The 24,663-nt window shown below is 70.7% G+C and carries 21 protein-coding genes and 2 pseudogenes; 12 read left to right on the forward strand and 11 right to left on the reverse strand.

The window, feature by feature from the left end:
* The first annotated feature begins 30 nt into the window (after positions 1-30).
* From OG206_RS06475 to OG206_RS06520, 10 genes are all read left to right on the forward strand, one after another.
* Positions 31-1,728 (forward strand): nitrite/sulfite reductase, encoded by a 1,698-nt coding sequence (locus tag OG206_RS06475; protein WP_327113146.1) that lies wholly within the window; start codon positions 31-33, stop codon positions 1,726-1,728.
* Positions 1,725-1,904: a hypothetical protein gene (locus OG206_RS06480; RefSeq protein WP_327113148.1), complete on the forward strand. Its 180-nt coding sequence runs from the start codon at positions 1,725-1,727 to the stop codon at positions 1,902-1,904. The genes OG206_RS06475 and OG206_RS06480 overlap by 4 nt, the downstream gene beginning before the upstream one ends.
* Positions 1,901-2,617: a phosphoadenylyl-sulfate reductase gene (locus tag OG206_RS06485; protein ID WP_327113150.1), complete on the forward strand. Its 717-nt coding sequence runs from the start codon at positions 1,901-1,903 to the stop codon at positions 2,615-2,617. Before OG206_RS06480 ends, OG206_RS06485 begins: the two co-directional genes overlap by 4 nt.
* Positions 2,617-3,186 (forward strand): adenylyl-sulfate kinase, encoded by a 570-nt coding sequence (cysC, locus tag OG206_RS06490; protein WP_327113152.1) that lies wholly within the window; start codon positions 2,617-2,619, stop codon positions 3,184-3,186. Before OG206_RS06485 ends, cysC begins: the two co-directional genes overlap by 1 nt.
* Positions 3,183-4,118, forward strand: a complete 936-nt coding sequence (cysD, locus tag OG206_RS06495; protein ID WP_327113154.1) for a sulfate adenylyltransferase subunit CysD — start codon at positions 3,183-3,185, stop codon at positions 4,116-4,118. Before cysC ends, cysD begins: the two co-directional genes overlap by 4 nt.
* A 2-nt stretch (positions 4,119-4,120) precedes the next feature.
* Positions 4,121-5,458, forward strand: coding sequence for a sulfate adenylyltransferase subunit 1 (locus OG206_RS06500; RefSeq protein ID WP_327113156.1), 1,338 nt, complete (start codon positions 4,121-4,123; stop codon positions 5,456-5,458).
* Positions 5,459-5,731: 273 nt separating this feature from the next.
* Positions 5,732-6,847 (forward strand): aliphatic sulfonate ABC transporter substrate-binding protein, encoded by a 1,116-nt coding sequence (locus OG206_RS06505; protein ID WP_327113158.1) that lies wholly within the window; start codon positions 5,732-5,734, stop codon positions 6,845-6,847.
* 49 nt (positions 6,848-6,896) lie between these two features.
* Positions 6,897-7,688: an ABC transporter ATP-binding protein gene (locus OG206_RS06510; protein ID WP_327113160.1), complete on the forward strand. Its 792-nt coding sequence runs from the start codon at positions 6,897-6,899 to the stop codon at positions 7,686-7,688.
* Complete coding sequence (locus OG206_RS06515; RefSeq protein WP_327113162.1) at positions 7,675-8,553, forward strand: ABC transporter permease; 879 nt, start codon at positions 7,675-7,677, stop codon at positions 8,551-8,553. Before OG206_RS06510 ends, OG206_RS06515 begins: the two co-directional genes overlap by 14 nt.
* 6 nt (positions 8,554-8,559) lie before the next feature.
* Entirely contained in the window at positions 8,560-9,324 is a 765-nt protein-coding gene (locus tag OG206_RS06520; protein ID WP_327113164.1) for a sirohydrochlorin chelatase, read from the forward strand.
* A 120-nt stretch (positions 9,325-9,444) separates the two neighbouring features.
* Here OG206_RS06520 and OG206_RS06525 read toward each other — a convergent pair whose 3' ends face one another.
* The 9 genes and pseudogenes from OG206_RS06525 to OG206_RS06565 all read right to left on the reverse strand — a co-directional run bounded on the left by OG206_RS06525 (position 9,445) and on the right by OG206_RS06565 (position 18,995).
* Positions 9,445-10,446, reverse strand: coding sequence for a ketopantoate reductase family protein (locus OG206_RS06525; protein WP_327113166.1), 1,002 nt, complete (start codon positions 10,444-10,446; stop codon positions 9,445-9,447).
* Between the two features lie 100 nt (positions 10,447-10,546).
* Positions 10,547-11,461, reverse strand: coding sequence for a S1 family peptidase (locus OG206_RS06530; protein WP_327113168.1), 915 nt, complete (start codon positions 11,459-11,461; stop codon positions 10,547-10,549).
* A 550-nt stretch (positions 11,462-12,011) separates the two neighbouring features.
* Positions 12,012-12,232 (reverse strand): annotated as a pseudogene (locus OG206_RS06535) (DUF4440 domain-containing protein); the annotation flags it as partial.
* A gap of 39 nt (positions 12,233-12,271) precedes the next feature.
* Positions 12,272-12,820 carry a DUF1697 domain-containing protein gene (locus OG206_RS06540; protein ID WP_327113170.1) on the reverse strand — a complete coding sequence of 183 codons (549 nt, stop codon included), beginning with the start codon at positions 12,818-12,820 and terminating at the stop codon, positions 12,272-12,274.
* Between the two features lie 97 nt (positions 12,821-12,917).
* Positions 12,918-14,120, reverse strand: coding sequence for a S8 family peptidase (locus OG206_RS06545; protein ID WP_327113172.1), 1,203 nt, complete (start codon positions 14,118-14,120; stop codon positions 12,918-12,920).
* Positions 14,121-14,605: 485 nt separating this feature from the next.
* Positions 14,606-15,851 (reverse strand): annotated as a pseudogene (gene mgt / locus OG206_RS06550) (macrolide-inactivating glycosyltransferase).
* Between the two features lie 74 nt (positions 15,852-15,925).
* The gene (locus OG206_RS06555; protein WP_327113177.1) at positions 15,926-17,221 is read right to left on the reverse strand and encodes an ABC transporter substrate-binding protein; all 1,296 of its coding nucleotides are present in this window, start codon (positions 17,219-17,221) and stop codon (positions 15,926-15,928) included.
* Complete coding sequence (locus OG206_RS06560; protein WP_327113179.1) at positions 17,221-18,060, reverse strand: carbohydrate ABC transporter permease; 840 nt, start codon at positions 18,058-18,060, stop codon at positions 17,221-17,223. The genes OG206_RS06555 and OG206_RS06560 overlap by 1 nt, the downstream gene beginning before the upstream one ends.
* Positions 18,057-18,995 carry a carbohydrate ABC transporter permease gene (locus tag OG206_RS06565; RefSeq protein ID WP_327113181.1) on the reverse strand — a complete coding sequence of 313 codons (939 nt, stop codon included), beginning with the start codon at positions 18,993-18,995 and terminating at the stop codon, positions 18,057-18,059. The genes OG206_RS06560 and OG206_RS06565 overlap by 4 nt, the downstream gene beginning before the upstream one ends.
* 125 nt (positions 18,996-19,120) lie before the next feature.
* Between OG206_RS06565 and OG206_RS06570 the strand changes: the two genes are divergently transcribed.
* A complete protein-coding gene (locus OG206_RS06570) occupies positions 19,121-19,987 on the forward strand; it encodes an aminoglycoside phosphotransferase family protein (protein ID WP_327113183.1) in 867 nt (288 codons plus the stop codon).
* Positions 19,988-19,997: 10 nt separating this feature from the next.
* On the opposite strand, the gene OG206_RS06575 is transcribed toward OG206_RS06570, so the two are convergent.
* Both OG206_RS06575 and OG206_RS06580 read right to left on the reverse strand, forming a co-directional pair.
* Positions 19,998-20,729, reverse strand: coding sequence for a 3'-5' exonuclease (locus tag OG206_RS06575; RefSeq protein ID WP_327113185.1), 732 nt, complete (start codon positions 20,727-20,729; stop codon positions 19,998-20,000).
* 80 nt (positions 20,730-20,809) lie between these two features.
* Complete coding sequence (locus OG206_RS06580) at positions 20,810-22,042, reverse strand: SAV2148 family HEPN domain-containing protein (protein WP_327113187.1); 1,233 nt, start codon at positions 22,040-22,042, stop codon at positions 20,810-20,812.
* 380 nt (positions 22,043-22,422) lie between these two features.
* On the opposite strand from OG206_RS06580, the gene glgX reads away from it, so the two are divergent.
* A complete protein-coding gene (gene glgX / locus OG206_RS06585) occupies positions 22,423-24,579 on the forward strand; it encodes a glycogen debranching protein GlgX (RefSeq protein ID WP_327113189.1) in 2,157 nt (718 codons plus the stop codon).
* The last annotated feature ends 84 nt before the right edge of the window (positions 24,580-24,663 follow it).

A 24,663-nucleotide genomic window follows, 5' to 3' on the forward strand; every position in this document is an offset into this window, starting at 1 on the left:
CCCTCCTGCAGTCCCGAAGGACGTATAGCCATGGCCGCCATCCCCGAGAAGCCTGCTACCGCCACGCCCCGCCGCAAGGCCGGACGTCACCGTGGTGAAGGTCAGTGGGCCATGGGTCACTTCACGCCGCTCAACGGGAACGAGCAGTTCAAGAAGGACGACGACAGTCTCAATGTGCGGACACGTATCGAGACGATCTACTCCAAGCGCGGTTTCGACTCCATCGATCCGAACGACCTGCGCGGGCGTATGCGCTGGTGGGGCCTGTACACGCAGCGGCGCCCCGGCATCGATGGCGGCAAGACCGCCGTGCTGGAGCCGGAGGAGCTCGACGACCGCTACTTCATGCTCCGGGTGCGCATCGACGGCGGCAGACTGACGACCGCACAGCTGCGGGTCATCGGTGAGATCTCCGAGGAGTACGCCCGCGGCACCGCCGACATCACCGACCGGCAGAACGTCCAGCTGCACTGGATCCGCATCGAGGACGTCCCGGCCATCTGGGCGAAGCTCGAGGCCGTGGGCCTCTCGACCACGGAGGCGTGCGGCGACTGCCCCCGTGTGATCATCGGTTCGCCGGTGGCCGGCATCGCCGCGGACGAGATCATCGACGGCACACCCGCGGTCGACGAGATCCACGAGCGCTACATCGGCAGCAAGGAATTCTCCAACCTGCCACGCAAGTTCAAGACCGCCATCTCCGGCTCGCCGGTCCAGGACGTGGTGCACGAGATCAACGACATCGCCTTCGTCGGCGTCGACCACCCCGAGCACGGCCCCGGTTTCGACCTGTGGGTCGGCGGCGGTCTCTCCACCAATCCGCGCTTCGCCGAGCGCCTGGGCGCCTGGGTGCCGCTGGACGAGGTCCCCGACGTCTGGGCCGGTGTGGTCGGCATCTTCCGCGACTACGGCTACCGCCGGCTGCGGACCCGTGCCCGCCTGAAGTTCCTGATGGCCGACTGGGGTCCGGAGAAGTTCCGGCAGATCCTCGAGGACGAGTACCTCAAACGCCCACTGCTGGACGGGCCGGCCCCGGCACAGCCCTCGTCGCGCTGGCGTGACCACATCGGTGTGCACCCCCAGCAGGACGGCCGCTTCTACGTCGGTTTCGCGCCGCGCGTCGGCCGGGTCGACGGCTCCACCCTGGCGAAGATCGCCGATCTGGCCGAGGCGCACGGCTCGGGCCGGGTGCGCACCACGGTCGAGCAGAAGATGCTCATCCTCGACGTCGAGCAGGACCGGGTCGCGTCCCTGACCGCAGGGCTCGAGGCGCTGGACTTCCAGGTGCACGCCTCCCCCTTCCGGCGCGGCACGATGGCCTGCACCGGCATCGAGTTCTGCAAGCTGGCGATCGTCGAGACGAAGGCGCGGGGCGCCGCGCTCATCGACGAACTGGAGCGCCGCATGCCGGACTTCGAGGAGCCGCTCACCATCAACATCAACGGCTGCCCCAACGCCTGCGCCCGCATCCAGACCGCGGACATCGGCCTCAAGGGCCAGCTCATGCTCGACGGTGACGGCAACCAGGTGGAGGGCTACCAGGTGCACCTGGGCGGGGCCCTCGGCCTGGAAGCCGGATTCGGCCGCAAGGTCCGTGGCCTGAAGGTCACGTCGGACGAACTGCCGGATTACGTCGAGCGGGTGCTCGGCAACTTCCAGGCGGAGCGCGAGGAGGGCGAGCGCTTCGCGACCTGGGCGGCCCGCGCCAGTGCGGAGTCGCTGTCATGAGCGAGCGAGCGGCACCCTTCTACTGCCCGTACTGCGGGGACGAGGACCTGCGTCCCCACGAGGCGGGGCACGGCGCCTGGGAATGTGCTTCCTGCAACCGCGCGTTCCAGCTGAAGTTCCTGGGCCTCCTGGCCCAGGGGCTGCGGCGCGACGACGTTGAAGGGGAGGGGACATGACGGACACTCTGCGAGCAGGCCGGTTCACCGACGAGGCCCTGAGGGAACTGGCCGAACAGGCGGGGCGCGACCTCGAGGACGCCTCCGCGAGCGACATCCTGAAGTGGGCCGCCGGCACCTTCGGCACGGCCTTCTGTGTCACCTCCTCCATGGAGGACGCTGTCGTCGCCCACCTGGCCTCCGGGGTCCTGCCCGGCGTGGACGTCGTCTTCCTGGACACCGGCTACCACTTCGAGGAGACCATCGGCACGCGGGACGCGGTCGGCGCCGTGATGGACGTCAACCTCATCACGCTGACCCCGCGTCAGTCGGTCGCCGAACAGGACGCCGAGTACGGCCCGCGGCTGCACGACCGGGACCCCGACCTCTGCTGCGCGCTCCGCAAGGTGAAGCCGCTCGAGGAAGGACTTACCGGGTACGCGGCCTGGGCGACCGGACTACGCCGCGACGAGTCCCCCACCCGGGCCGGCACGCCGGTCGTGGGCTGGGACGAGAAGCGCCGCAAGGTCAAGGTCTCACCCATCGCCCGGTGGACACAGGACGACGTGGACGCGTACGTCGCCGAACACGGCGTGCTGACGAACCCGTTGCTCGACGACGGCTATGCCTCCGTCGGCTGCGCGCCCTGCACCCGCAGGGTGCTGGAGGGCGAGGACGCCCGGGCCGGCCGCTGGGCCGGGCGCGGCAAGACCGAATGCGGGCTGCACGGCTGATGACGACTGATCAGGAGATATCGATGAGCGTGACGGAGACGGGAGCCACCGTCTGGCTCACCGGTCTGCCGAGCGCCGGCAAGACCACCATCGCGTATGAACTGGCGGGCCGGCTGCGCGCGGACGGGCACCGGGTCGAGGTGCTCGACGGCGACGAGATCCGGGAGTTCCTCTCCGCCGGACTCGGATTCTCCCGCGAGGACCGGCACACGAACGTGCAGCGCATCGGTTTCGTCGCCGAACTGCTGGCCGCCAACGGTGTGAAGGCCCTCGTTCCGGTCATCGCGCCCTACGCCGACAGCCGTGACGCGGTGCGCAAGCGTCATCAGCAGGAGGGCACCGCCTACCTGGAGGTGCACGTCGCGACACCCGTCGAGGTGTGCTCCGTGCGCGATGTGAAGGGGCTGTACGCCAAGCAGGCAGCGGGCGAACTCAGTGGACTCACCGGGGTCGACGACCCCTACGAGGCCCCTGAGTCCCCGGACCTGCGGATCGAGTCGCACCAGCAGACCGTGCAGGAGTCCGCAGCGGCGCTCCGCGCGCTGCTCACCGAGAGGGGCCTGGCGTGAGCAGCGTCGCCACCGTGCCGGAAGGCACCGTCAACCCGTACGCGCTGAGCCACCTGGACTCCCTGGAGTCGGAGGCCGTGCACATCTTCCGTGAGGTGGCGGGTGAGTTCGAGCGGCCGGTGATCCTCTTCTCCGGCGGCAAGGACTCGATCCTGATGCTCCACCTGGCGCTGAAGGCGTTCGCCCCGGCTCCCGTCCCGTTCACGCTGCTCCACGTGGACACCGGGCACAACTTCCCCGAGGTCCTGGACTACCGCGACCGCACCGTCGAGAAACACGGGCTGCGCCTGCACGTCGCCTCCGTCCAGGAGTACATCGACGCGGGCAAGCTCCGCGAGCGGCCCGACGGCACGCGCAACCCGCTGCAGACGGTCCCGCTCACCGAGGCCATCCAGCAGCACCGCTTCGACGCCGTGTTCGGCGGCGGCCGCCGCGACGAGGAGAAGGCACGGGCCAAGGAGCGGGTCTTCTCGCTGCGCGACGAGTTCTCCCAGTGGGACCCGCGCCGCCAGCGCCCCGAGCTGTGGCAGCTCTACAACGGCCGCCACGCCCCCGGTGAGCACGTCCGGGTCTTCCCGATCTCGAACTGGACCGAGCTCGACGTCTGGCAGTACATCGAGCGTGAGGGCATCGAACTCCCGGAGATCTACTTCGCCCACGAGCGCGAGGTCTTCAGCCGGTCCGGCATGTGGCTGACCGCCGGCGACTGGGGCGGGCCCAAGGACCACGAGAAGGTGGAGACGCGTCAGGTGCGCTACCGCACCGTCGGCGACATGTCCTGCACCGGCGCCGTCGACTCCGACGCCACGACCCTGGACGCCGTGATCACCGAGATCGCCGCGTCCCGGCTCACCGAGCGGGGCGCGACCCGCGCCGACGACAAGATGTCCGAGGCGGCGATGGAAGACCGCAAGCGCGAGGGGTACTTCTAGACATGACCACCACCACAGAGCAGTTGTCGGACACCACCCTGCTGCGGTTCGCCACGGCCGGTTCGGTCGACGACGGCAAGTCCACCCTCGTCGGACGTCTGCTGCACGACTCCAAGTCGGTCCTCACCGATCAGCTGGAAGCCGTCGCGCTGGCCTCCTCCAACCGCGGCCAGGAAGCACCCGACCTGGCTCTGCTGACCGACGGCCTGCGCGCGGAGCGCGAGCAGGGCATCACGATCGACGTGGCCTACCGCTACTTCGCCACCCCGCGGCGCCGCTTCATCCTGGCCGACACCCCGGGGCACGTGCAGTACACCCGCAACATGGTGACGGGCGCGTCCACCGCCGAGCTGGCCGTCGTCCTGGTCGACGCCCGGAACGGCGTGGTCGAGCAGACCCGCCGGCACGCGGCGGTCGCCGCCCTGCTGCGCGTCCCGCACGTCGTCCTCGCCGTGAACAAGATGGACCTCGTGGACTACGCGGAGCCCGTGTTCGCCGCGATAGCCGAGGAGTTCACCGCGTACGCCGCCTCCCTGGGCGTCCCGGAGATCACCGCGATCCCGATCTCGGCGCTGGCGGGGGACAACGTCGTGGAGCCGTCCGCCCACATGGACTGGTACGGCGGCCCGACGGTGCTGGAGCACCTGGAGACGGTACCCGTCAGCCACGACCTCACCGAGTGCCACGCGCGTTTCCCGGTGCAGTACGTGATCCGCCCGCAGACCGCGGAGCACCGCGACTACCGGGGATACGCCGGTCAGATCGCGGCCGGGGTGTTCCGGGTGGGGGAGAGCGTCTCCGTGCTGCCGTCCGGACGCACGACGACGATCGAGGGGATCGACGCGCTCGGGGAGAGCGTCGACGCCGCCTGGGCGCCGCAGTCGGTGACGATCCGGCTGGCCGACGACATCGACGTCTCGCGGGGTGACCTGATCGCCCCGGTGGGCGACGCCCCCGCCGTCACCCAGGACGTGGAGGCGACGGTCTGCCACGTGGCCGACCGCCCGCTCGCCGTGGGCCAGCGCGTGCTGCTCAAGCACACCACGCGCACGGTCAAGGCGATCGTGAAGGACATCCCCTCGCGCCTGACGCTGGATGACCTGTCCCAGCACCCGGCACCCGGGCAGCTGGTGGCCAACGACATCGGCCGGGTCGTGGTCCGTACCGCCGAGCCCCTCGCGCTCGACGCCTACGCGGACTCGCGGCGCACCGGCTCCTTCCTGCTGATCGACCCCGCCGACGGCACGACGCTGTCGGCCGGCATGGCGGGCGCGTCGTTCGGCGCCGTCACCGAGGCGGACGCGGACTCGGCCGCCCAGGACGCGGAGTGGGACTTCTGATGATCAACGACTTCTTCTCGACCTTCGCGAAGGAGGGCGGCCGTGTCGGCAGCGGCGCCCTCGGGTGGGGGTGCCCCCTGGTCGAGCGAAGCCGAGAGCTCGGGGGAGGACTGGGCGGGGTCGGGCGATGTGCGTGATGACGTACGCGCACTGCCCGCGCGCCCGCTCGTACCGCCCGCACCGCCAGTTCAGACGAAGACCTGCCGACCGCCCGGCCGCGCCACCCGGTTTCCGGGGGATGTGAGAACCGGGCCAACGAGAGGAAAGCCTCCCGTGCCTGCCACCCGTACCACGATCCGCCGCAGCCTCACCGCTGCCGCCGCACTGCCGCTGCTCGCCGTGGCGCTCACCGCCTGCGGCTACGGCTCCGAGGCGAAGGACGACGACGGTGAGAAGTCGAACGTCTCCGCCGACGGGAAGAAGCTCTCCACGGACACCGTGAAGATCGGGTACTTCCCGAACCTCACGCACGCCACCGCCCTGGTCGGCATCCAGGAGGGCCTCATCGCCAAGGAACTGGGCGGTACCACGGTCAAGCCCTCGACGTTCAACGCCGGGCCCTCCGAGATCGAGGCGCTCAACGCGGGTTCGATCGACATCGGTTTCATCGGCCCCTCCCCCTCGATCAACGGCTACAGCAAGTCCAAGGGCCAGAGCCTGCGCATCATCGGCGGTTCGGCGTCGGGCGGCGTGAAGCTGGTCGTCGACCCGAAGAAGATCAAGACCCTGGACGACCTCAAGGGCAAGAAGATCGCCACCCCGCAGCTCGGCAACACGCAGGACGTGGCCTTCCTCAACTGGATCGGCGAGAAGGGCTGGAAGGTCGACGCCCAGAGCGGCAAGGGCGACGTCTCGGTCGTCCGCTCGGACAACAAGGTCACCCCGGACGCCTTCAAGTCGGGTTCCCTGGACGGCGCCTGGGTTCCCGAACCGACCGCGTCCAAGCTGGTCGCCGAGGGCGGCAAGGTCCTGCTCGACGAGTCGAAGCTGTGGCCGGACGACAAGTTCGTCATCACGAACATCATCGTGTCGCAGAAGTTCCTCTCCGAGCACGCCGACGTCGTGGACGCGGTGCTGCGCGGCACGGTGAACACCAACGAGTGGATCAACGCCAACCCGGACAAGGCGAAGGCCTCGGCCAACAGCGCCCTGGAGAAGCTCAGCGGCAAGGCGCTCCCCGCCGAGGTCCTCGACCCGGCGTGGAAGTCCATCCAGATCACCGACGACCCGCTGGCCGCGACCCTCCAGGCGCAGGCGGACCACGCGGTGAAGGCCGGCCTGCTGGAGAAGCCCGACCTCGCCGGCATCTACGACCTGAGGCCGCTGAACAAGATCCTCAAGGCCGCGGGCCGGCCCGAGGTCGCCGACGCCGGTCTCGGCGCCAAGTAGTCCACCCGACCGCACCAGGATTCCTGACGTTTCCCAGGAGGTGACGACCATGGCGACCACCACCCTCACCAAGGCCGAGGACCGTGCAGCGGTCGACTACGCCGCTCGTATCACGCACGTCTCCAAGTCCTTCGCCGGACCCTCGGGGCAGCAGCTCGTCCTGGACGACATCACGCTCGATGTCGCTCCGGGCGAGTTCGTCACCCTCCTGGGAGCCTCCGGGTGCGGTAAGTCCACCCTGCTCAACCTCGTCGCGGGACTCGACCGCCCGACCGCGGGGTCCATCGAGACCCCCGGCGGACGACCGGCCCTGATGTTCCAGGAGCACGCCCTCTTCCCGTGGCTGACCGCGGGCAAGAACATCGAACTGGCCCTGCGGCTGCGCGGGGTGCCCAAGGCGGACCGCCGCCCGGAGGCCGAACGGCTGCTCGAACTCGTGCGCCTGAGCGGGGCGTACGGAAAGCGGGTGCACGAACTCTCCGGCGGCATGCGCCAGCGGGTGGCGATGGCCCGCGCGCTCGCCCAGGACAGTCAACTGCTGCTGATGGACGAGCCGTTCGCGGCCCTGGACGCCATCACCCGGGACGTGCTGCACGACGAGCTGACGAGGATCTGGCACGAGACGAACGCGTCGGTCCTCTTCGTCACCCACAACGTCCGCGAGGCCGTACGGCTCGCGCAGCGCGTCATCCTGCTGTCGTCGCGCCCCGGCCGGATCGCACGCGAGTGGACGGTGGACATCGAGCAGCCGCGCCGCATCGAGGACACCGCCGTCGCGGAGCTGTCCGTCGAGATCACCGAACAACTGCGTGGGGAGATCCGCCGACATGGCCAGCACTGATACGAAGGCCGACGACCTGGCAGGTCTCGAAGCGGGCCTCGACGCGCTCGACGCCGTGCAGGTGCGCAGGACGCCGGCCCGCGAGATCCTGCTCAACAAGGTCCTGCCGCCGGTCACCGCGGTCGTCCTCGTGGTCCTGGTCTGGCAGTTGCTCGTCTGGGCGAAGGTCACCGACGACTACAAGCTCCCGCCGCCGGCTGCGGTCTGGGACAGCCTGACCGACATGTGGGCGCAGGGCACACTCCTGGAGGTCATCTGGACCAGCGTGTCGCGTGGTCTGCTCGGCTTCGTGATGGCTGTCGCGATCGGTACACCGCTCGGTCTGCTCGTGGCCCGGGTGAGGGTGGTCCGGGCGGCGATCGGCCCGATCCTGTCCGGGCTGCAGTCCCTGCCGTCGGTGGCGTGGGTGGCCCCGGCCATCATCTGGCTGGGCCTGGACGACAAGACGATGTACGCGGTGATCCTGCTCGGTGCCGTCCCGTCCGTGGCCAACGGTCTGGTCTCGGGTGTCGACCAGGTGCCGCCGCTGTTCCTGCGCGCGGGCCGCACGATCGGGGCGACGGGACTCCGGGGGACGATCCACATCGTGCTGCCGGCCGCGCTGCCCGGCTATCTGGCGGGCCTCAAGCAGGGCTGGGCGTTCTCCTGGCGTTCCCTCATGGCCGCCGAGATCATCGCTTCCTCGCCCGACCTGGGCCTGGGGCTCGGCCAGTTGCTGGAGAACGGCCGGAACAACTTCGACATGCCGGGGATCTTCCTGGCCATCCTCCTCATCCTGTTCGTCGGCATCGCGATCGACCTGCTGATCTTCAGCCCGCTGGAGCGGCGCGTCCTGCGCAGCCGCGGTCTCCTGGTCAAGAGCTGAGCGACGATGCCTTCACCCGTGCTCCTCGTCGTCGCCCACGGCAGCCGTGACCCGCGGCACGCGGCGACCGTGCACGCGCTCACCGCGCGGGTACGGTCGCTGCGGCCCGGTCTGCGTGTGGAGACGGGCTTCCTGGAGTTCAACGCCCCGTCCGTGCCCCGGGTCCTGGAGCGTATGGCCTCGGAGGGGGCGGACGAGGTCGTCGCGCTCCCGCTGCTGCTGACCCGCGCCTTCCACGCCAAGACGGACATTCCCGCCGTGCTGCACGAGGCACGGACCCGGCTCCCGAGGCTGCGGATCACCCAGGCGGGTGTCCTCGGCCCGTCCCCCCTGCTGAACGCGGCGCTGGAGCAGCGGCTCGCCGAAGCGGGACTTTCGCCCGCCGACAGGTCCACGACCGGGCTCGTCCTGGCGTCGGCGGGTTCCACGGACCCGGAGGCGAGCGCAGTGATCGCTGAAATCGCGCGGGAGCTGCGGCACACCGGTTGGTGCGCCGTGCGGCCTGCGTTCGCCTCCGCTGTGACTGCCGAGGGCTTCTCGGGTACCGCCGACGTGGTGCGCTCGCTCCGGGCCGACGGCGTCGGCCGGGTCGCTGTGGCCCCGTACGTGATCGCCCCCGGCCGTCTTCCGGACCGGATCGCCGCGGGCGCGGAGGAGACGGGGGCCGATGTGCTGGCCGGAGTACTGGGACCGTCCCCCGCGCTCGCCCGGCTGTTGCTCGCCCGGTACGACGAGGCGCGCGTCGCGGTGCAGGGGTCGATGAGCGCCTAAGGGCTGTCCCGGTCCGGGCCGGGGTGCCCGCACAGGCGTACGCGTTCTTCGTGCCGCTCATCCTCGGTCCGCACGGGACCGCCGGTCTTGAAGGAACGCGACACCCGGCTCCCCTCGGGCTCAGGACTCCGCGTCGGCCAGCGCGGTGAGTTCCGCGACGGTCATGGACCCGGCCGGGCGCCGCTCGCGGGCGAAGGTGTTGGCGGTGCGCCGCAGGACGTCGTTGACGGGCGTCGGGACACCGTGCAGCCGCCCGAGGAGGGCGATCTCACCGTTGAGGTAGTCGGCCTCGATCGTCCCCGTGCCCCGGGTGAGGCTCTGCCAGGACGACCCGCCGCGCCGTTCGGAGCCGTCGAAGGGGTCGAAGCGGATCCTGCCGCCGCGCGCCGCCTCCTGCTCCTCGCTCCCGGTGGCCTCGATACCGGCGGCCCGGAGCACCGCCCGCCCCTCCGCCCGCGCGCGGCCGAACAGGGCGCGTCCCTCGGGACTGTCGAGCACACCGGTGGCTGCCTCGATCGCGTTGGCGAGGTTGGACAGCAGCTTGGCGTACTTCCAGCGCATCACGTCGGGGACGACCGGCGCCTCCAGCCTGGCCTTCTCCCAGTCAGCGGCGACCGCTCGCACGGTGTCGTCGGTGCCGGACGGATAGCGGCCGAGGTGCAGGATGCCGGTGAGCGGGGCTCCGGCGGCGACGACCCTGCCGGGCTCGACGAAGCTCGCGGGAAGGTAGACGCAGCAGCCGTAGACACGGCGGAAGCGGCGCAGGGCCAGCCGCTCGCTCTCGACACCGTTCTGCGCGCAGATCAGGGGCAGGCGCTCCCCCGCGGTCCCGCCGCCCTCCACCGGGGCGGCGCTCCAGGCGTCGAGCGCGTCGGTGGCGTCCTGAGTCTTCACCGCGAGGACGAGGACGTCGTGGCTCTCCAGGCGCAGCCCGGCCGGCCCGTCGACGACGGGGAGACGGTGCGTACGTGTTCCCTCGGGTGTGGTGAGGCTGAGCCCGCCGTCCCGCAGAGCGGCGTACTGCGTCCCGCGCGCGACGAGTACCACCTCGTGGCCCGCCTCGGCCAGCCGTCCGCCGATGGCGCCGCCCACGGCTCCCGTTCCCACGATGATGTAGCGCATGCGGACGAGCCTCGCACAGTGCCGGCGCCCCCGGGAAGCGGGAGCGGGAACGGCAACGGGCCGCGCTCGGGGAGCGCGGCCCGTCGGGGAGGGGTGGTGCCTAGAAGACGCTGACGCCGTAGGCGCTCAGCGCCTCGGTGACGGGCTGGAAGAACGTGGTGCCGCCCGAGCTGCAGTTGCCGCTGCCGCCCGAGGTGAGGCCGAGTGCCGTGCTACCGGAGAAGAGCGGGCCGCCGCTGTCGCCGGGCTCGGCGCAGACGTTGGTCTGGATCAGACCGGAGACGATGTCACCGCCACCGTAGTTGACCGTCGCGTTGAGACCGGTGACCGTGCCGCTGTGGACACCGGTGGTGGAACCGCTGCGCCTGACGGACTGCCCCACGCTGGGATTGCCGGCGGAGGTGATGTCCTGGTAGCTGCCGTTGTAGAGGTAGACACGGCCGTCGGCGGCAGCCGAGTTCGAGTGCCGGATCAGCCCGTAGTCGTTGCCCGGGAAGCTGGTGCCGGCCCGGGTGCCGAGCAGGGTGGTCTGGCCCGAGTTGGTGTACCAGGTGCTGCCTATCTCGGTGCAGTGCCCGGCGGTCAGCGCGTAGTAGGTGCTGCCGCTGCGGACGTTGAAGCCCAGCGAGCAGCGTCCGCCGCCGGCGTAGATGGCCTGGCCGCCCGCGATGAGCTTGTTGAACGTGCCGTCCGTGTGCTTGACGTCGGCCTTCGCGCCCGAGTCGGCGACCGACTTCTTGATCGTGGCGATCTCGGCGGCGCTGACCGTGCTGTCGACGGTCACGACGACCTTGCCGGTGCTCGCGTCGGTGTACCAGGCGGTGCCGGCGATGTCGGCGCCGCGCACGGCCGAGCTGGCCGAGCTGAGTTCCGCCTTCGTCACGGTGTCCGATGCGGCCTGGGCCACGGCGGTGGGGGCCGCAAGCGCCACGGCGGTGACCAGACCTGAGGTCGCGGCGATGAGGCGAGCGCGTCTGGAGAGCGAACCGAGGGGGGCGAAGCGCTTGAAGGTCACAGGATCCTCCGTATTGGGGGGTGTCCGGTCAGCTGGGTGGGCGGACCGAGTGCTGTGCGGTTCTCCGCGGCCAGGTGGGTCTGGTCGTGGACCTGCCAACCGCACGCCCCGAATCCTCGGCTCCGGTTGGGCCGGTGGCAAGGCCCCCTTCCGGACCGTGGCGGAGAACGGACCGTGAACCCCGCGATGCGTGGAGGTGCCTTCCGAACGCCGGCGTCCGCTCATCGAACGGAGCGGGCCAGCGAATTGCAGCAAAGCGTGAAGCGGCGAGCGGACGTCGGTTGCTGTCTACGCGCATCGCGTTCACACACACCACGAGGGCCCGGGAGCCGGGCGCACGAGGCACTCGGCAGCCCGGAGCGGAGCCTTCGGCACCCTGTCCGTTCAGGCTCTTTACCAGCGTTTTGCCCAGGCATCCCAGTTGGCCTGAATCAGACTTTCCGGCGAGAACCGGCCGCGCCCGGCGCGCGAATCGGACCGGACGCGCACTCTTGCGAGGCGAGCACGGCCTGTGCTGAGGAGGTGGCCGGAAGGCTCCGGGAGCGGACGCTCAGACCTCGGCGAACGGATCGTCGACGAACGGCGTGGCCTGATGGAAGGAGAGGAGCCAGCCGTGCGTCGTCAGCCGCCGCGACGAACTGCGGTGCGAGGGCGGGCCCCTGGACTCTGTGTCGAAGGTGAGGTGCACCAGACCGGAAGCGAGCCGGTCGCCCTCACACGGGACGCGGTGAGGGGTCCGGGACGCGACGCGCCGGGATCCGTGAGCATCGCGGCTCGCCCGCCACGGCCGCGGCCACGACGGGCGAGGGCTCAGTCACGCGTCATCTCCACAAGCCTGACCACGGTGTTCCAGTTGCGGCTGGTCGCCACGAGGCCCCGGTTGAGCGCGGGGCGGCCCAGCGCGACGGCCAGCTTGGAGCGGCCGAGCCCTTCGGGTGCGTACAGATACAGGGCCCGCTCACCCACCCGGAACTCCTCGGGGAGGAACGCCTCGGCGTCGAGCGGGGCGTAACGGGCGGCGTCGACGGGCTGGTCGAAGTAGGTGACGTGCAGCTGCTTGGGTTCCAGCTCGGCGGCGGGAAAGGGACAGCCGTCCGCGACCGCCGCGAGATAGGCGCCCGAGCGCACGAGGCAGTCGACAGGAAAGCCGAACCGTTCCTCGATCGCCCGCTGGAGCCCGGCGGCCAGGGTGTTCTCGTCGCCCGTCGCGCTGCGGAACACGGCGTTGCCGCTCTGCAGGTACGTCGCGACGTCCTCGTGGCCCAGTTCGCCGAGCAGCGTGCGGAGTTCCGCCATGGGGACCCGCCGGTGGCCGCTGACGTTGACCCCGCGCAGCAGCGCCGCGTACATCGTGCTCATGTCCCCACCCTAGGGCGTCCGGTCCGCGTCGGGCCGGAAGGCCCTGCCGACGGCCGCCGCGCCCCGTGGGGGAGGGCACGGCGGCCGTCGCGTCTCGCTACTCGACGATCTTCAGGAGCTTGTTGGCCGTGCCCTCGGTCGCGTTGCTGATGGCGTCCGAGGTGGCGCCCCCGGTGAGCGCGGTGGCTACCGCCTGGGGAGTCGCGTCCGGGTGTCCGCCCAGGTACACGGCGGCCGCGCCGACGACGTGCGGGGTCGCCATGGACGTCCCGGAGATGGTGTTGGTGGCGTCGTCGCTCTCGTTCCAGGCGGACGTGATGTCCGAGCCGGGGGCATAGATGTCCACGACGGAGCCGAAGTTGGAGAACGACGACTGCTCGTCGTCCTTCGTGGACGAGGCGACCGTGATGGCCTCCGGGACCCGGGAGGGCGAACCCTCCCCCGCGTCGCTCGACTCGTTGCCGGCGGCCACCGCGAAGGTGACACCGGAGGCGACGGCCTTCTGCACCGCGGCGTCGAGTGCCGGGTCGGCGCCCCCGCCCAGGCTCATGTTGGCGACGGACGGCCCCTTGTGGTTCGCGGTGACCCAGTCGATGCCGGCGACGACCTGCTCGGTCGTTCCCGAGCCCGCGTCGTCCAGCACCCTGACGGCCACGATCTCGGCCTTCTTGGCGACGCCGTGCGCGGCACCGGCGATGGTCCCGGCCACGTGTGTGCCGTGTCCGTTTCCGTCGTTGGCGTCGTCGTCGTTGTCCACGGCGTCGAAGCCCGAGGTGGCCCGGCCCTCGAAGTCGGTGTGGGTGACACGGACACCGGTGTCGATGACATAGGCGGTGACGCCGTCACCGGCGGCGTCCGGATAGGTATAGGCGCCGTCCCCGGCGGTCTCGGCCTGGTCGATCCGGTCCAGACCCCAGGACGGCGGGTTGTCCTGCGTGGCGTCGATGTGGAACTTCTTGTTCTGGACGACCTTGGCCACCGCCGGGTCGGCGGCGAGGCGCTTGGCCTCGGTGTCCGAAAGGCCGCTGGCGGAGAACCCGTTGATGGCGGAACTGTAGGTGCGCCTCAGCTTGCCGCCGTACTCCTGAGCGAGCTCGGCCTTGTCGGCCTTCTCGTCCAGCATCACGATGTAGCTGCCGGAGACGGCCGAGGCCGCGTCGGCGCCGTAGACGGTGCCCGTCGCGGGAGCCGGAGCGGCTCCCGCGAACTGGGTGGTGAAGAGGGTGACGCCGGCGGCAGCCGCCACGGCTGTTATCGACGCGGTGAGCTTGAGCGAGCGAGTGCGCTTGTGAGTTGCCATGAAGAGGGGTCTCCTCGTCATTCTTTGTGGGGGGATTGACCCTCGGCCGGAAGATCTCCGGGGGTTGGGTCGAAACACTGCTCGATTGACGCGCGCAGATCAAGACCTTCATGCAGCCGTCACGCAGTCGGCAAGCTTTCGCCACAGAAAACTGCCGCACACCAGGCGTTATCGGACACTGAAGCCCGGCTTGCGCTCGCCCATGGGGGCACCTGGAACGGGGACGTCCGGAGCCTCGGTCCGGTCGTCGGCCAACACCCCTGCACCCTTTCAGGTCGTGCACCGACGAGTTCCGGCGGCCCTTCGGGCGATGGCTGCCGCGCCCCGAAGCCTCCCGCGAACTCCCGGCGCTCCCCGGGCCCGGCACTTCAAGGCGGCCGGGGCGGTCCACCCCCGCCTCACCTCGTTGACGGCGCTTCCGGCGTCCGCCGGAAGCGGTCCGGGAAAGGCACACGCCGGGCAGCGCCGCAGCGCCGGGCGCGTACCTACCGGGCGAGTTCGGCCTCGATGAGGTCGGCCGCCCGCCGCGTGCCGCCCTCACCCCGCATCCGCTCCCCGATGCGCGCGAGCCTCCCGGCGACCTCGGGGTCGTCCACCAAAGCGAGGACGGCGGCGCGCAGGGCCGCGGCGTCCGCCTCCTCCTTCGGCAGGCGCCTGGCGACTCCGAGCGACTGCAGCATGTCCGCGTTGCCGAACTGGTCGACGGCCTGCGGGACGGCCACCATCGGTGTACCGGTGGCGAGTCCTTCCTGGCTGCCGCCCGCACCCGCGTGGGTGACGAAGGCGTCCGCCTGCTTCAGCACGGACAACTGCGGTACCCAGGGGTGCACTTCGACGTTCCCCGGTACGCGCCCGAGTTCGGCGGGGTCGACGTGGGCGCCGATCTGCAGCACGACGTGCCAGCCCGGCAGGTCACCGAAGGCCTCGACGCACGCACGGTAGAACGCCGGCTCGCCCGTGAACGACGAGCCGAGCGAGACGAGCAGGACCTTGCCGGCGTCGGCAGGCCGCTCCCACTCCCCCTGGTCGGCACGGTCGCCCTGGCAGGCCCCGACGAAGGTGAACCTGTCGTGGTCCACGCGGTCGGCGTTCGGCTGGAGCACTTCCGGGATCAGCACCAGGCCCCGGCGCGGCCGGGCCACGAAGTCGTCGGACGAGAGGCCGCCGAGGCCGTTTCCGGCGAGCCAGGCCGCGAAGCGCGCGTAGTACGCGCGGCCCCGCTCCGTCTGCTTCAGCCCGGCGGTCGCAGGGTCCCCCACCTCCTCGGCGTACCCCTCCCACGGGACCAGGTTGGGCCACAGCTGGACGGCGGGCACGCCCCATCGGTGGGCGAGCACCCGGGCCGGGTACGCGGTGATGTCGTGCAGGACGAGATCCGGCTCGTCGCCCTCGAACGCCTCGGCCAGCCGCGGCAGGGCCTGGACGGCATCGGTGAGGAACGGCTCGAGATGATCGATGAGTTCGCTGCCCCAGCCCTCGGGCGAGGTGGGCAGCACGGAGGTGTAGATCACCGGCTCCGCGCCGGTTGCGGCGATCGCGTCGGCGAAGGAGGCGGGGATGGCGTAGCTGACACGGTGCCCACGGGCGACGAGTTCACGGATCACTTCGAGGCTCGGGTTCACGTGCCCATGGGCGGCGATGGAGAACATGGCGATGTGGGCACGCGGCGTCGGCGTCATGCCATCGACGATAAACGAGACGATACGTCTCGTCCAGTTGGTTCGGGTCCAGCGGTTCGGCCGAACCCGCGATGCCGGAAATCACCGCCGGCCTCGGATCAGTACCGGCAGCGCCTCGGCCTCGGATCAGCGCTGGTAGCGGTCGAGCACCCGGTTGCCGTCCTCGACCAGGCGCTTCCTCAGCTCCTCGGCGCCGATGGCCCCGCTGTAGTACTCCTGCAGCGCGGGGGTGGCCACCTTGTCCTTCCACTCGGGGTAACCGCGCACCGACTGCGCGGGAGCCGGGCGCAGCGCGCGGGCCAGGGCCGTCCCCGTCGCCCAGCCGTTCTCCGCCACGTGCAGGGCCGGGTCCGCGAGCGCCCGGGTCCCGGTCGGCAGCATCCAGTCGCCCTTGGCCAGGCGCACCATGTTGTCCGGGCGCAGCATGAAGTCGATGAACTGCGCGGCTTCCTTCTTGTGCGGGCTGTCCTGCGCGACCGAGAGGGTCTGCGGGCTGACGCCCTGGGCGAGCCCGCCGCTGCCCGACGGTGTGGGGAGGACTGTCCACTCGAAGCCCTCGGGCGCCTGCTCGACGACCTGCTGGCGGTAGGAGAAGCCCAGCGGGACCATGGCGTACCTGCCGCCGAACAATCCGGGGAGCGTGTCCGAGCCCCCCATGCCCAGAGCCGTCCGCGCCGCGCTGCCGTCGGAGCCGACCTGGTCGCGGACCGTACGCGGCATGACCCCGTCCCCCTCGCCGAAGCGGATCTCCACCGTGCCGTCCGCGCCGCGGTGGAAGAGCTGCCCGCCGGCCGACAGGCCGAGGTTGAGGGTGACGGAGACCGGTTCCTTGAGCGGCCAGGCGACGCCGTACCGCCCCTTCCCGGTCAGCTCGGCGGTCACCTGCCGGAACTCGGTCCAGGACCACGGCTTCTCGGGGGTCGGGATCCGTACGCCCGAGGAGTCGAGGATCTCCTTGTTCGCGATCAGGACCTTGGGTTCCTGGAGGAACGGGACTCCGTAGACGCCGCCGCCGAAGGTGGTGGTCGCCCAGGACTGCTCCGGGATGTCCTCGGTCAGCCTGCCGGGCAGGAGGGCGCGCAGGTCGGCGAGGTAGCCGCCGTACGCGAAGTCCGCGAGGTCGTCGGAGGCTTCGTGGATGATGTCCGGCGCCTCGCCGCCTTCGAAGGAGGTGAGCAGCTGGTCGTGGACGTTGTCCCAGCTGCCCTGGACGTAGTCGATCTGGATGTCCGGGTGGGCGGCGTTCCACTCCTGGACGAGCTGCCTGTTGGCCTCCACGGACTCCTTCTGCCAGGCGAGCGACTGGAAGCTGAGCCGGACCGTGCCGTCGGCGTCCGCGCCGCCTCCGCCGTCGCCGGAGCAGCCCGAGAGCAGGAGAGCGAACGCGGTGGCGAGCACCGCGGCCGTCGTGGGGAGCCGCATCAGTGCTTCACCGCCCCGGCCGCCAGACCGCCCGTGATCCGCTTCTGGATGACCGCGAAGAGGACGAGTGAGGGCAGGGTGGCGAGGAACGCGGCGGCGGCGAGGGGTCCGAGGTCGGCCACCCCTTCCGCGCCGAGGAAATGGGTGAGTACGACCGGCAAGGTCTGCTTCTCCGGTGTCTTGAGGAGGACGAGGGCGAAGAAGAACTCGTTCCACGCGGTGATGAACGCGAACAGCGCCGTGGCGACGATCCCGGGGGCCAGCAACGGTGCGGTGACGGACAGGAGGGTGCGCGCCTTCCCTGCGCCGTCGACCGCCGCCGCCTCCTCGAGTTCGGGCGGCACGGCACGTACGTAGCCGGCCAGCATCCACAGCGCGAAGGGCAGCGACCAGACGACGTACACCAGGATCAGCCCCCACAAGGAGTTGATCAGGTGCAGGTTCTTGAGGACGAGGAAGAGCGGAATGATCACCAGGACGAAGGGGAACGCCTGACTGATCACGACCCACCCGGTGGCGGCCGTGGCCATGCGTCCCCGGTGACGCGCCATCACATAGGCCATGGGTGTGGCGATGACCACGGCGATCAGCGCCGCACAGAGCGCGGCGGTGAGCGAGTTGGCCGCGGCCCTGAGCAGCGGCTGCTCGTCGAAGGCCTGCCGGAAGTTGTCCAGGGTCGGGTCCCGGGGGATCCAGGTGGGGTGCAGTGACCCCAGCTCGCGGGCCGGTTTGAAGGCGGTGGAGATCAGCCACAGGAAGGGGAACGCCAGGAAGACGAGGTAGCACAGGAGCGCGGTGTACTGGCCGGCGCGCGCGGTTCTGCCCGTACGGAGGCTCATGCGTCCTCGCCTCCCCTGAGCCGGCCGACGAGGTGGACCGCGAGGATCACCGAGATGACGGCGACCATCACGCATCCCATGGCGGCGGCATAGCCGAACTGTCCGTAGCGGAACGCCTCTTCGTAGGCGAAGAGCATCGGCAGCCGGGTTCGTCCGCCGGGGCCGCCGCTGGTCAGGACGTAGACCAGGGCGAAGGAGTTGAAGTTCCAGATGAAGTTGAGGGCGCTGATGGCGAGCGCCACCGGTCTGAGGGCGGGCCAGGTGACGGTCCGGAAACGGCGCCACGCGCCGGCCCCGTCCAGGGCGGCCGCCTCGTGGAGTTCGTGCGGGGTGTTCTGGAGTCCGGCGAGGAGCGCGACGGTGGTCTGGGGCATGCCGGCCCAGACGCCGACGACGATCACGGCGGGCAGGGCGGTGGCGAGGCCGGTCAGCCAGTCCCTGCCGTCCCCGAGCCCGAGATCGCGGATCGTCTCGTTCAGGATGCCCGCGTCGGGGTTGTAGACGAGACGCCACATGATGCCGACGACCACCTCGGGCATCGCCCACGGGATGATCGCCAGCGCCCTGGCCAGCCAGCGCATCCGGAGGTTCGCGTCGAGCAGCAGTGCGAGGCCGAGGGCGAGGACGAACTGCGGCACCGTGACGCCGACGGCCCACAGCAGCCCGATCCGGAAGGACTCCCAGAACAGGCCGTCGTGCAGCAGGTCCTGGAAGTTGAGGACGCCGATGAACTGCGTGGAGCGGGTACGCCCCGACTGCGCGTCCGTGAAGGCCAGTGCGATGCCGTAGAGCAGGGGGCCGACACTCAGGATCAGGATCGGGATCAGCGCGGGCAGTACCAGGAACCACGTCGCCGCGTCCCGCCTCCGGCGCACGCGCGGCCCCTCCTGGGGGACCTTGCGCCCGGACCGCGTCGTTGCGGTCGCCAGTGCCATGAATTCGACCCCTTTGCCCGATTGGATCGGTTTCATATCCGTCTGGCTGCCTGGGCGGCCTCCGTCATCGTGCTGACGGGCCGCCCGTTCGTCAAGGTGGCCTGCGGGGATGAGAAAATCCGGCCATGGACGAGATGCGCGCACGCGAGGTTCTGACCGCCGCCGGACTGCCGGGCGGCGCCGAGCTCCTCGCGCTGGGCGAGAACGCGGTGTTCGCCGACGGTGACGTGGTGATCAAGGTCGGCCGGGACGCGACCCACCACCCGGAGCTGCGGGACCGGGCTGCGCGTGAAGTGGCCGTGGCCCGCTGGCTGGCCGCGTCCGGCGTGCCGGCCGTGCGTGCCGCCGAACCGGACGCCCGGCTGGTGGAGGGGCACCCGGTGACGCTCTGGCACCGGCTGCCGGACGCCGTACGCCCGCCGCTGCCGCGCGATCTGGCGCCGCTGCTCACGCAGGTGCACGCCCTGCCCGCACCCGAGGACTTCACGCTTCCGCGCCGCGAGCTGCTCGGCGGGGTCGAGCGCTGGCTGCGACTGGCGGGCGACGCGATCGACCCCGCCGACGCGGACTACCTGCGGGGCCGGCGCGACGGTTTCGCCAAGGCAGCGGCTGCCCTGGCCCCCCACCTGGCACCGGGCCCCATTCATGGCGACGCCCTCCCCCGGAACGTCCACATCGGCCCCGACGGGCCGGTCCTGGTCGACCTGGAGACCTTCTCAGCCGATCTGCGCGAGCACGATCTGGTGGTCCTCGCACTCTCCCGGGACCGGTACGGCCTGCCCGCCGACGCCTACGACGATTTCACCGAGGCGTACGGCTGGGACGTACGCGCCTGGGAGGGATGCGCGGTGCTGCGCGGCGCACGCGAGACGGCGAGCTGCGCCTGGGTCTCCCAGCACGCCGCCGTGAACCCCAGGGCACTGACGGAATTCCGCCGCAGGGTGGCGTCACTGCGCGAGGACGACCCCGAGGTGCGCTGGTACCCCTTCTGAGCGGGCGGCGTCAGGAGGCGGTCGCCGCGGCCGGCTCCCGCAGCGGCCAGCGGCCGTCGATCACCGCGTCAGCCGTGCCCTTGCGGCGCAGGAACTCCTGGAAGTCGGCGGCCCAGTCCGCATACCACGCGATCTGACGCTCGTGCAGCTCGGCCGTCGGCAGGGCGGCGACCGAGCCGTGCCGCTCCGCTATCGCGTAGGCCACGCGCACCGCCGCCAGCGCGTCGGCGGCCGCGTCGTGCGCCCCGCCGTGCACCACGCCGTACTCCACGCAGACCGCCTCCAGGGTGCGCTTGCCCTTGCGGTACCGGTCGACGGCGCGGTCGATGGTGTACGGGTCGATGACGGGTCCGACCTCCCGGCCGCCCAGCCGGTCACCCAGGGACGGCAGACCATGGCGCCGCAGCTCGGCGGAGAGCAGCGTCAGGTCGAACGCCGCGTTGTAGGCCACCACGGGCACACCCTCGCGCCAGTACTCCACGAGCGTCCCCGCGATCTCGTCCGCCACCTCGCGCACCGGGCGGCCCTCCGCCGCCGCCCGCTCGCTGCTGATGCCGTGGATGGCGGAAGCCTGCTCGGGAATCCGTATGCCGGGGTCCGCCAGCCAGGTGCCGCTGCGGACCGGCTCGCCGTGCCTGCTGTCCACCGCGACGACCGCGGCGGTGACGATCCGGGCCTCCGACGGGTCCGTGCCCGTCGTCTCCAGGTCGAAACCGACCAGGCGCTCCTGGTGCCAGCTCATCCCCTGCCTCCTCCTGTGGTGCGTTCCCCCGAGTGATGACCAACCCTCGCACGCGCCACTGACAACGGGAGGAGGGGGCGTCAGGAGACGGGCCTGGAGTCCGTCCAGACCGACTCGAACTCCTCGCGGTAGGTCTCGAAGAGTCCGTGCTCGCTGTCCTGCCCCGCCCGGACCACCGCGCGCCCGCCGCCGCGCAGCACCAGCACGGGCGCCTCCATGCCGCGTGCCCGCCGGAGATAGGGCTGGACGACCCCGACGGCGTCGGGACCGTCGCCGTCCACCAGGTACGCCGTGAAGCGCGGCGTCTCGTCGAAGACGTGGATCTGGAAGGCGTCGGGGTCCCGGAGCTTGGAGCGGACCCGGCGCATGTGGAGGATGTTCATCTCCACCGAGCGGCTCAGCTCGGCCTTCTTGAGGCCCAGTTCGCGCTCCCTGCGCTTGACCGCGCTGCTCGCCGGGTTGATGAAGAGCAGCCTGACCCGGCAGCCGGACTCGGCGAGGCGGACCAGCCGGCGCCCGGAGAAGTTCTGCGTGAGGAGGTTGAGACCGATGCCGATCGCGTCCAGCCGGCGGGCGCCGCCGAACAGGTCCTCGGCGGGCAGCTGGCGCTGCAGCCGCACCCGGTCGGGGTGGACCGACACCACGTCGGCGTAGCGGTCGCCGACCAGCTCCTCCACCGCGTCGACGGGCAGCCGGTCGGCGGACGGGACGGCGGCCCCGCTGCCGAGGATCTCCAGGAGCCGGGCGGAGGCCCGCTCGGCCTGCGCGAGCACCGCCTCGTTCAGCGCGCGGTTGCGGGAGACGACGTTGCGGGCCACCTCCAGCTCGTCGAGTGCGAGCTCGACCTCGCGGCGGTCGTCGAAGTAGGGCTCGAAACAGGGCCAGTGCTGGACCATCAGCTCGCGCAGCTGCGGCAGTGTCAGGAAGCTGAGGACGTTGTCGTCGGCCGGGTCGAGCAGATAGCCCTTGCGGCGGGAGACCTCACGGACCGCCACGGCCCGCTGCACCCACTCCTGCCCGGCGGGCCCCGCGGCGGCGACCACCCAGTCCTCGCCGTGCACCGGTTCGTAGATCGGCCGGATCACCGCGGAGACCACGGCGCGCAGCCGCTGCTCCACCAGATTCAGCCAGATGTACGCACGCCCCGCCCGCTGGGCGCGCGTACGCACCTCGTTCCAGGCGTCCGCGCCCCAGTCCAGCTCGGCGCCGATCTCCATGGGCTGTGCGAGGGAGACCGCCCCCGGCTGGGCATCGGTCGATTCCCCCTCGTGACCTGCGTCACCTGGGGGCAGCTCGAATCCTCCCGAGCTCACCCGCGTACCGCCTTCCACTCCCCCACCAACGATCAAGGAAGGGTACTCCGCAAGCGGGAGCCGGTGCAGCAGGATGCACATGCTCCTCACTCAACTCCCCTATGAATCCGGCCTGTTCCTTGCGACGAGATCGGATGGAGTGAGATGGTTCATAGTGATTGCGCACCCTCTCGCATGCCGCATACCGGACGGAGGAGCTGTCGGGCGGCCCGTGCCCCCTGTCCGGGCGACACGGAAGTGTCCCAGGTTGACCGGCCCGACGGGATCGCGTCGACGGGACCCGGCCGCACCGGCCGACGTACTAGGTACAGGACCGTCTTTCGGGGAGTATCGGGGCGAAAACCCCCAGCACCCGGATCAGAAGTGGAAGAGTCCTATCTATGCAGGTCTGGCCGGGACACGCCTATCCCCTCGGCGCCACCTACGACGGCGCCGGAACCAACTTCGCGGTCTTCTCCGAGGCCGCCGACCGGATCGAGTTGTGCCTGCTGCACGACGACGGTTCGGAGACGGCGGTGGAACTCCGCGAGACCGACGCCTTCGTCCGTCATGCCTATCTGCCCGGGGTGATGCCGGGGCAGCGTTACGGCTTCCGGGTGCACGGCCCGTACGAGCCGCAGCACGGGCAGCGCTGCAACTCGGCGAAACTGCTCCTCGACCCGTACGCACGTGCGATCTCCGGAAAGATCGAGTGGGGCGAGGCGGTGTACGGCTATCCGTTCGGGAAGCCGGACGAGCGCAACGACCTCGACTCGGCGCCGCACACGATGAGCTCGGTCGTGGTCAACCCCTACTTCGACTGGGGCGACGACCGCCGCCCCCGTACGGACTACCACCGCACGGTGATCTACGAGGCCCACGTGAAGGGCCTGACCATGCTCCACCCGGGCCTGCCCGAGGAACTGCGCGGCACGTACGCGGGACTCGCGCACCCGGAGATCATCGCCCACCTGACCGAGTTGGGGGTGACGGCGATCGAACTGATGCCGGTCCACCAGTTCGTCCAGGACCACCGGCTGGCCGACGCGGGCCTCGCCAACTACTGGGGCTACAACACCATCGGCTTCTTCGCGCCGCACAACGCCTACGCCTCGTGGGGCGACCGGGGCGAGCAGGTGCTGGAGTTCAAACAGGCGGTCAAGGCACTGCATCAAGCGGGCATCGAGGTGATCCTCGACGTGGTCTACAACCACACGGCGGAGGGCAACCACCTCGGCCCGACGCTTTCCTTCCGGGGGCTCGACAACGCCTCGTACTACCGCCTGGCCGATGACCAGAAGTACTACATGGACACCACGGGCACCGGGAACTCCCTGCTCATGCGGTCCCCGCACGTCCTGCAGCTGATCATGGACTCGCTGCGGTACTGGGTGACCGAGATGCATGTGGACGGCTTCCGCTTCGATCTGGCGGCCACGCTCGCACGCCAGTTCCACGAGGTGGACCGGCTGTCGTCGTTCTTCGACCTGGTCCAGCAGGACCCGGTCGTGAGTCAGGTGAAGCTGATCGCCGAACCGTGGGACGTGGGCGAGGGCGGTTACCAGGTCGGTAACTTCCCGCCTCTGTGGACCGAGTGGAACGGCAAGTACCGCGACACCGTCCGTGACCTCTGGCGGGGCGAGCCGCGCACGCTCGCCGAATTCGCGGGCCGCCTCACGGGCTCGTCCGACCTCTACCAGGACGACGGGCGGCGCCCGCTCGCCTCGATCAACTTCACGACCTGCCACGACGGCTTCACGCTGCACGACCTCGTCTCGTACAACGACAAGCGCAACGAGGCCAACGGCGAGGGCAACCGGGACGGCGAGAGCCACAACCGCTCGTGGAACTGCGGCGCGGAGGGCGAGACCGAGGACAAGGAGGTCCTGGAGCTGCGCAGCCGTCAGATGCGCAACTTCATCGCCACGCTGATGCTGTCCCAGGGCGTGCCGATGCTGAGCCACGGCGACGAGTTCGCACGCACGCAGCGGGGCAACAACAACGGCTACTGCCAGGACAACGAGCTCTCCTGGGTCCACTGGCCCGACCCGGCCGCCGCCGCGCGCGCCGAGGACAAGGACGATGACGGCGGCGGCACGGACACGAGCCTGCTGGAGTTCACCCGGGCGATGGTCTGGCTGCGGCGCGACCACCCGGTCTTCCGGCGCAGGCGCTTCTTCCACGGCCGTCCGGTGGAGGGCACGCACGACGAGCTGTCCGACATCGCGTGGTTCACCCCCAGGGGTGAGGAGATGACCCAGCGGGACTGGCAGGCCGCCCACGCCAAGGCGATGACGGTCTTCCTGAACGGCCACGCGATCTCCGAGCCGGGGCCCCGCGGCGAGCGGATCTCCGACGACTCGTTCCTGCTGATGTTCAACGCGGGGGCCGAGACCCTGGAGTTCGCCGTGCCGATGAACCACGGCAAGCAGTGGCAGGTCGTCGTGGACACCGCCGTACCGGACGGGGTGCCGCCGGGCGCGGGGCCCAAGGTGTCCGCGGGTGAGCGGGTGACTCTCGTCGGCCGGAGTCTCAGCGTGCTCAAACGTCCGGCGTAGGCCGATGGGGTGCCGGGGACGCGATGGCGCCCCGCCGGTGGGTGCCGGGTGGCCGAGAAGGTGGGGAGAGAGCCGCCCGGCTGG

This window comes from Streptomyces sp. NBC_01341 (assembly GCF_035946055.1).
In the GTDB taxonomy this organism is placed as follows: domain Bacteria; phylum Actinomycetota; class Actinomycetes; order Streptomycetales; family Streptomycetaceae; genus Streptomyces.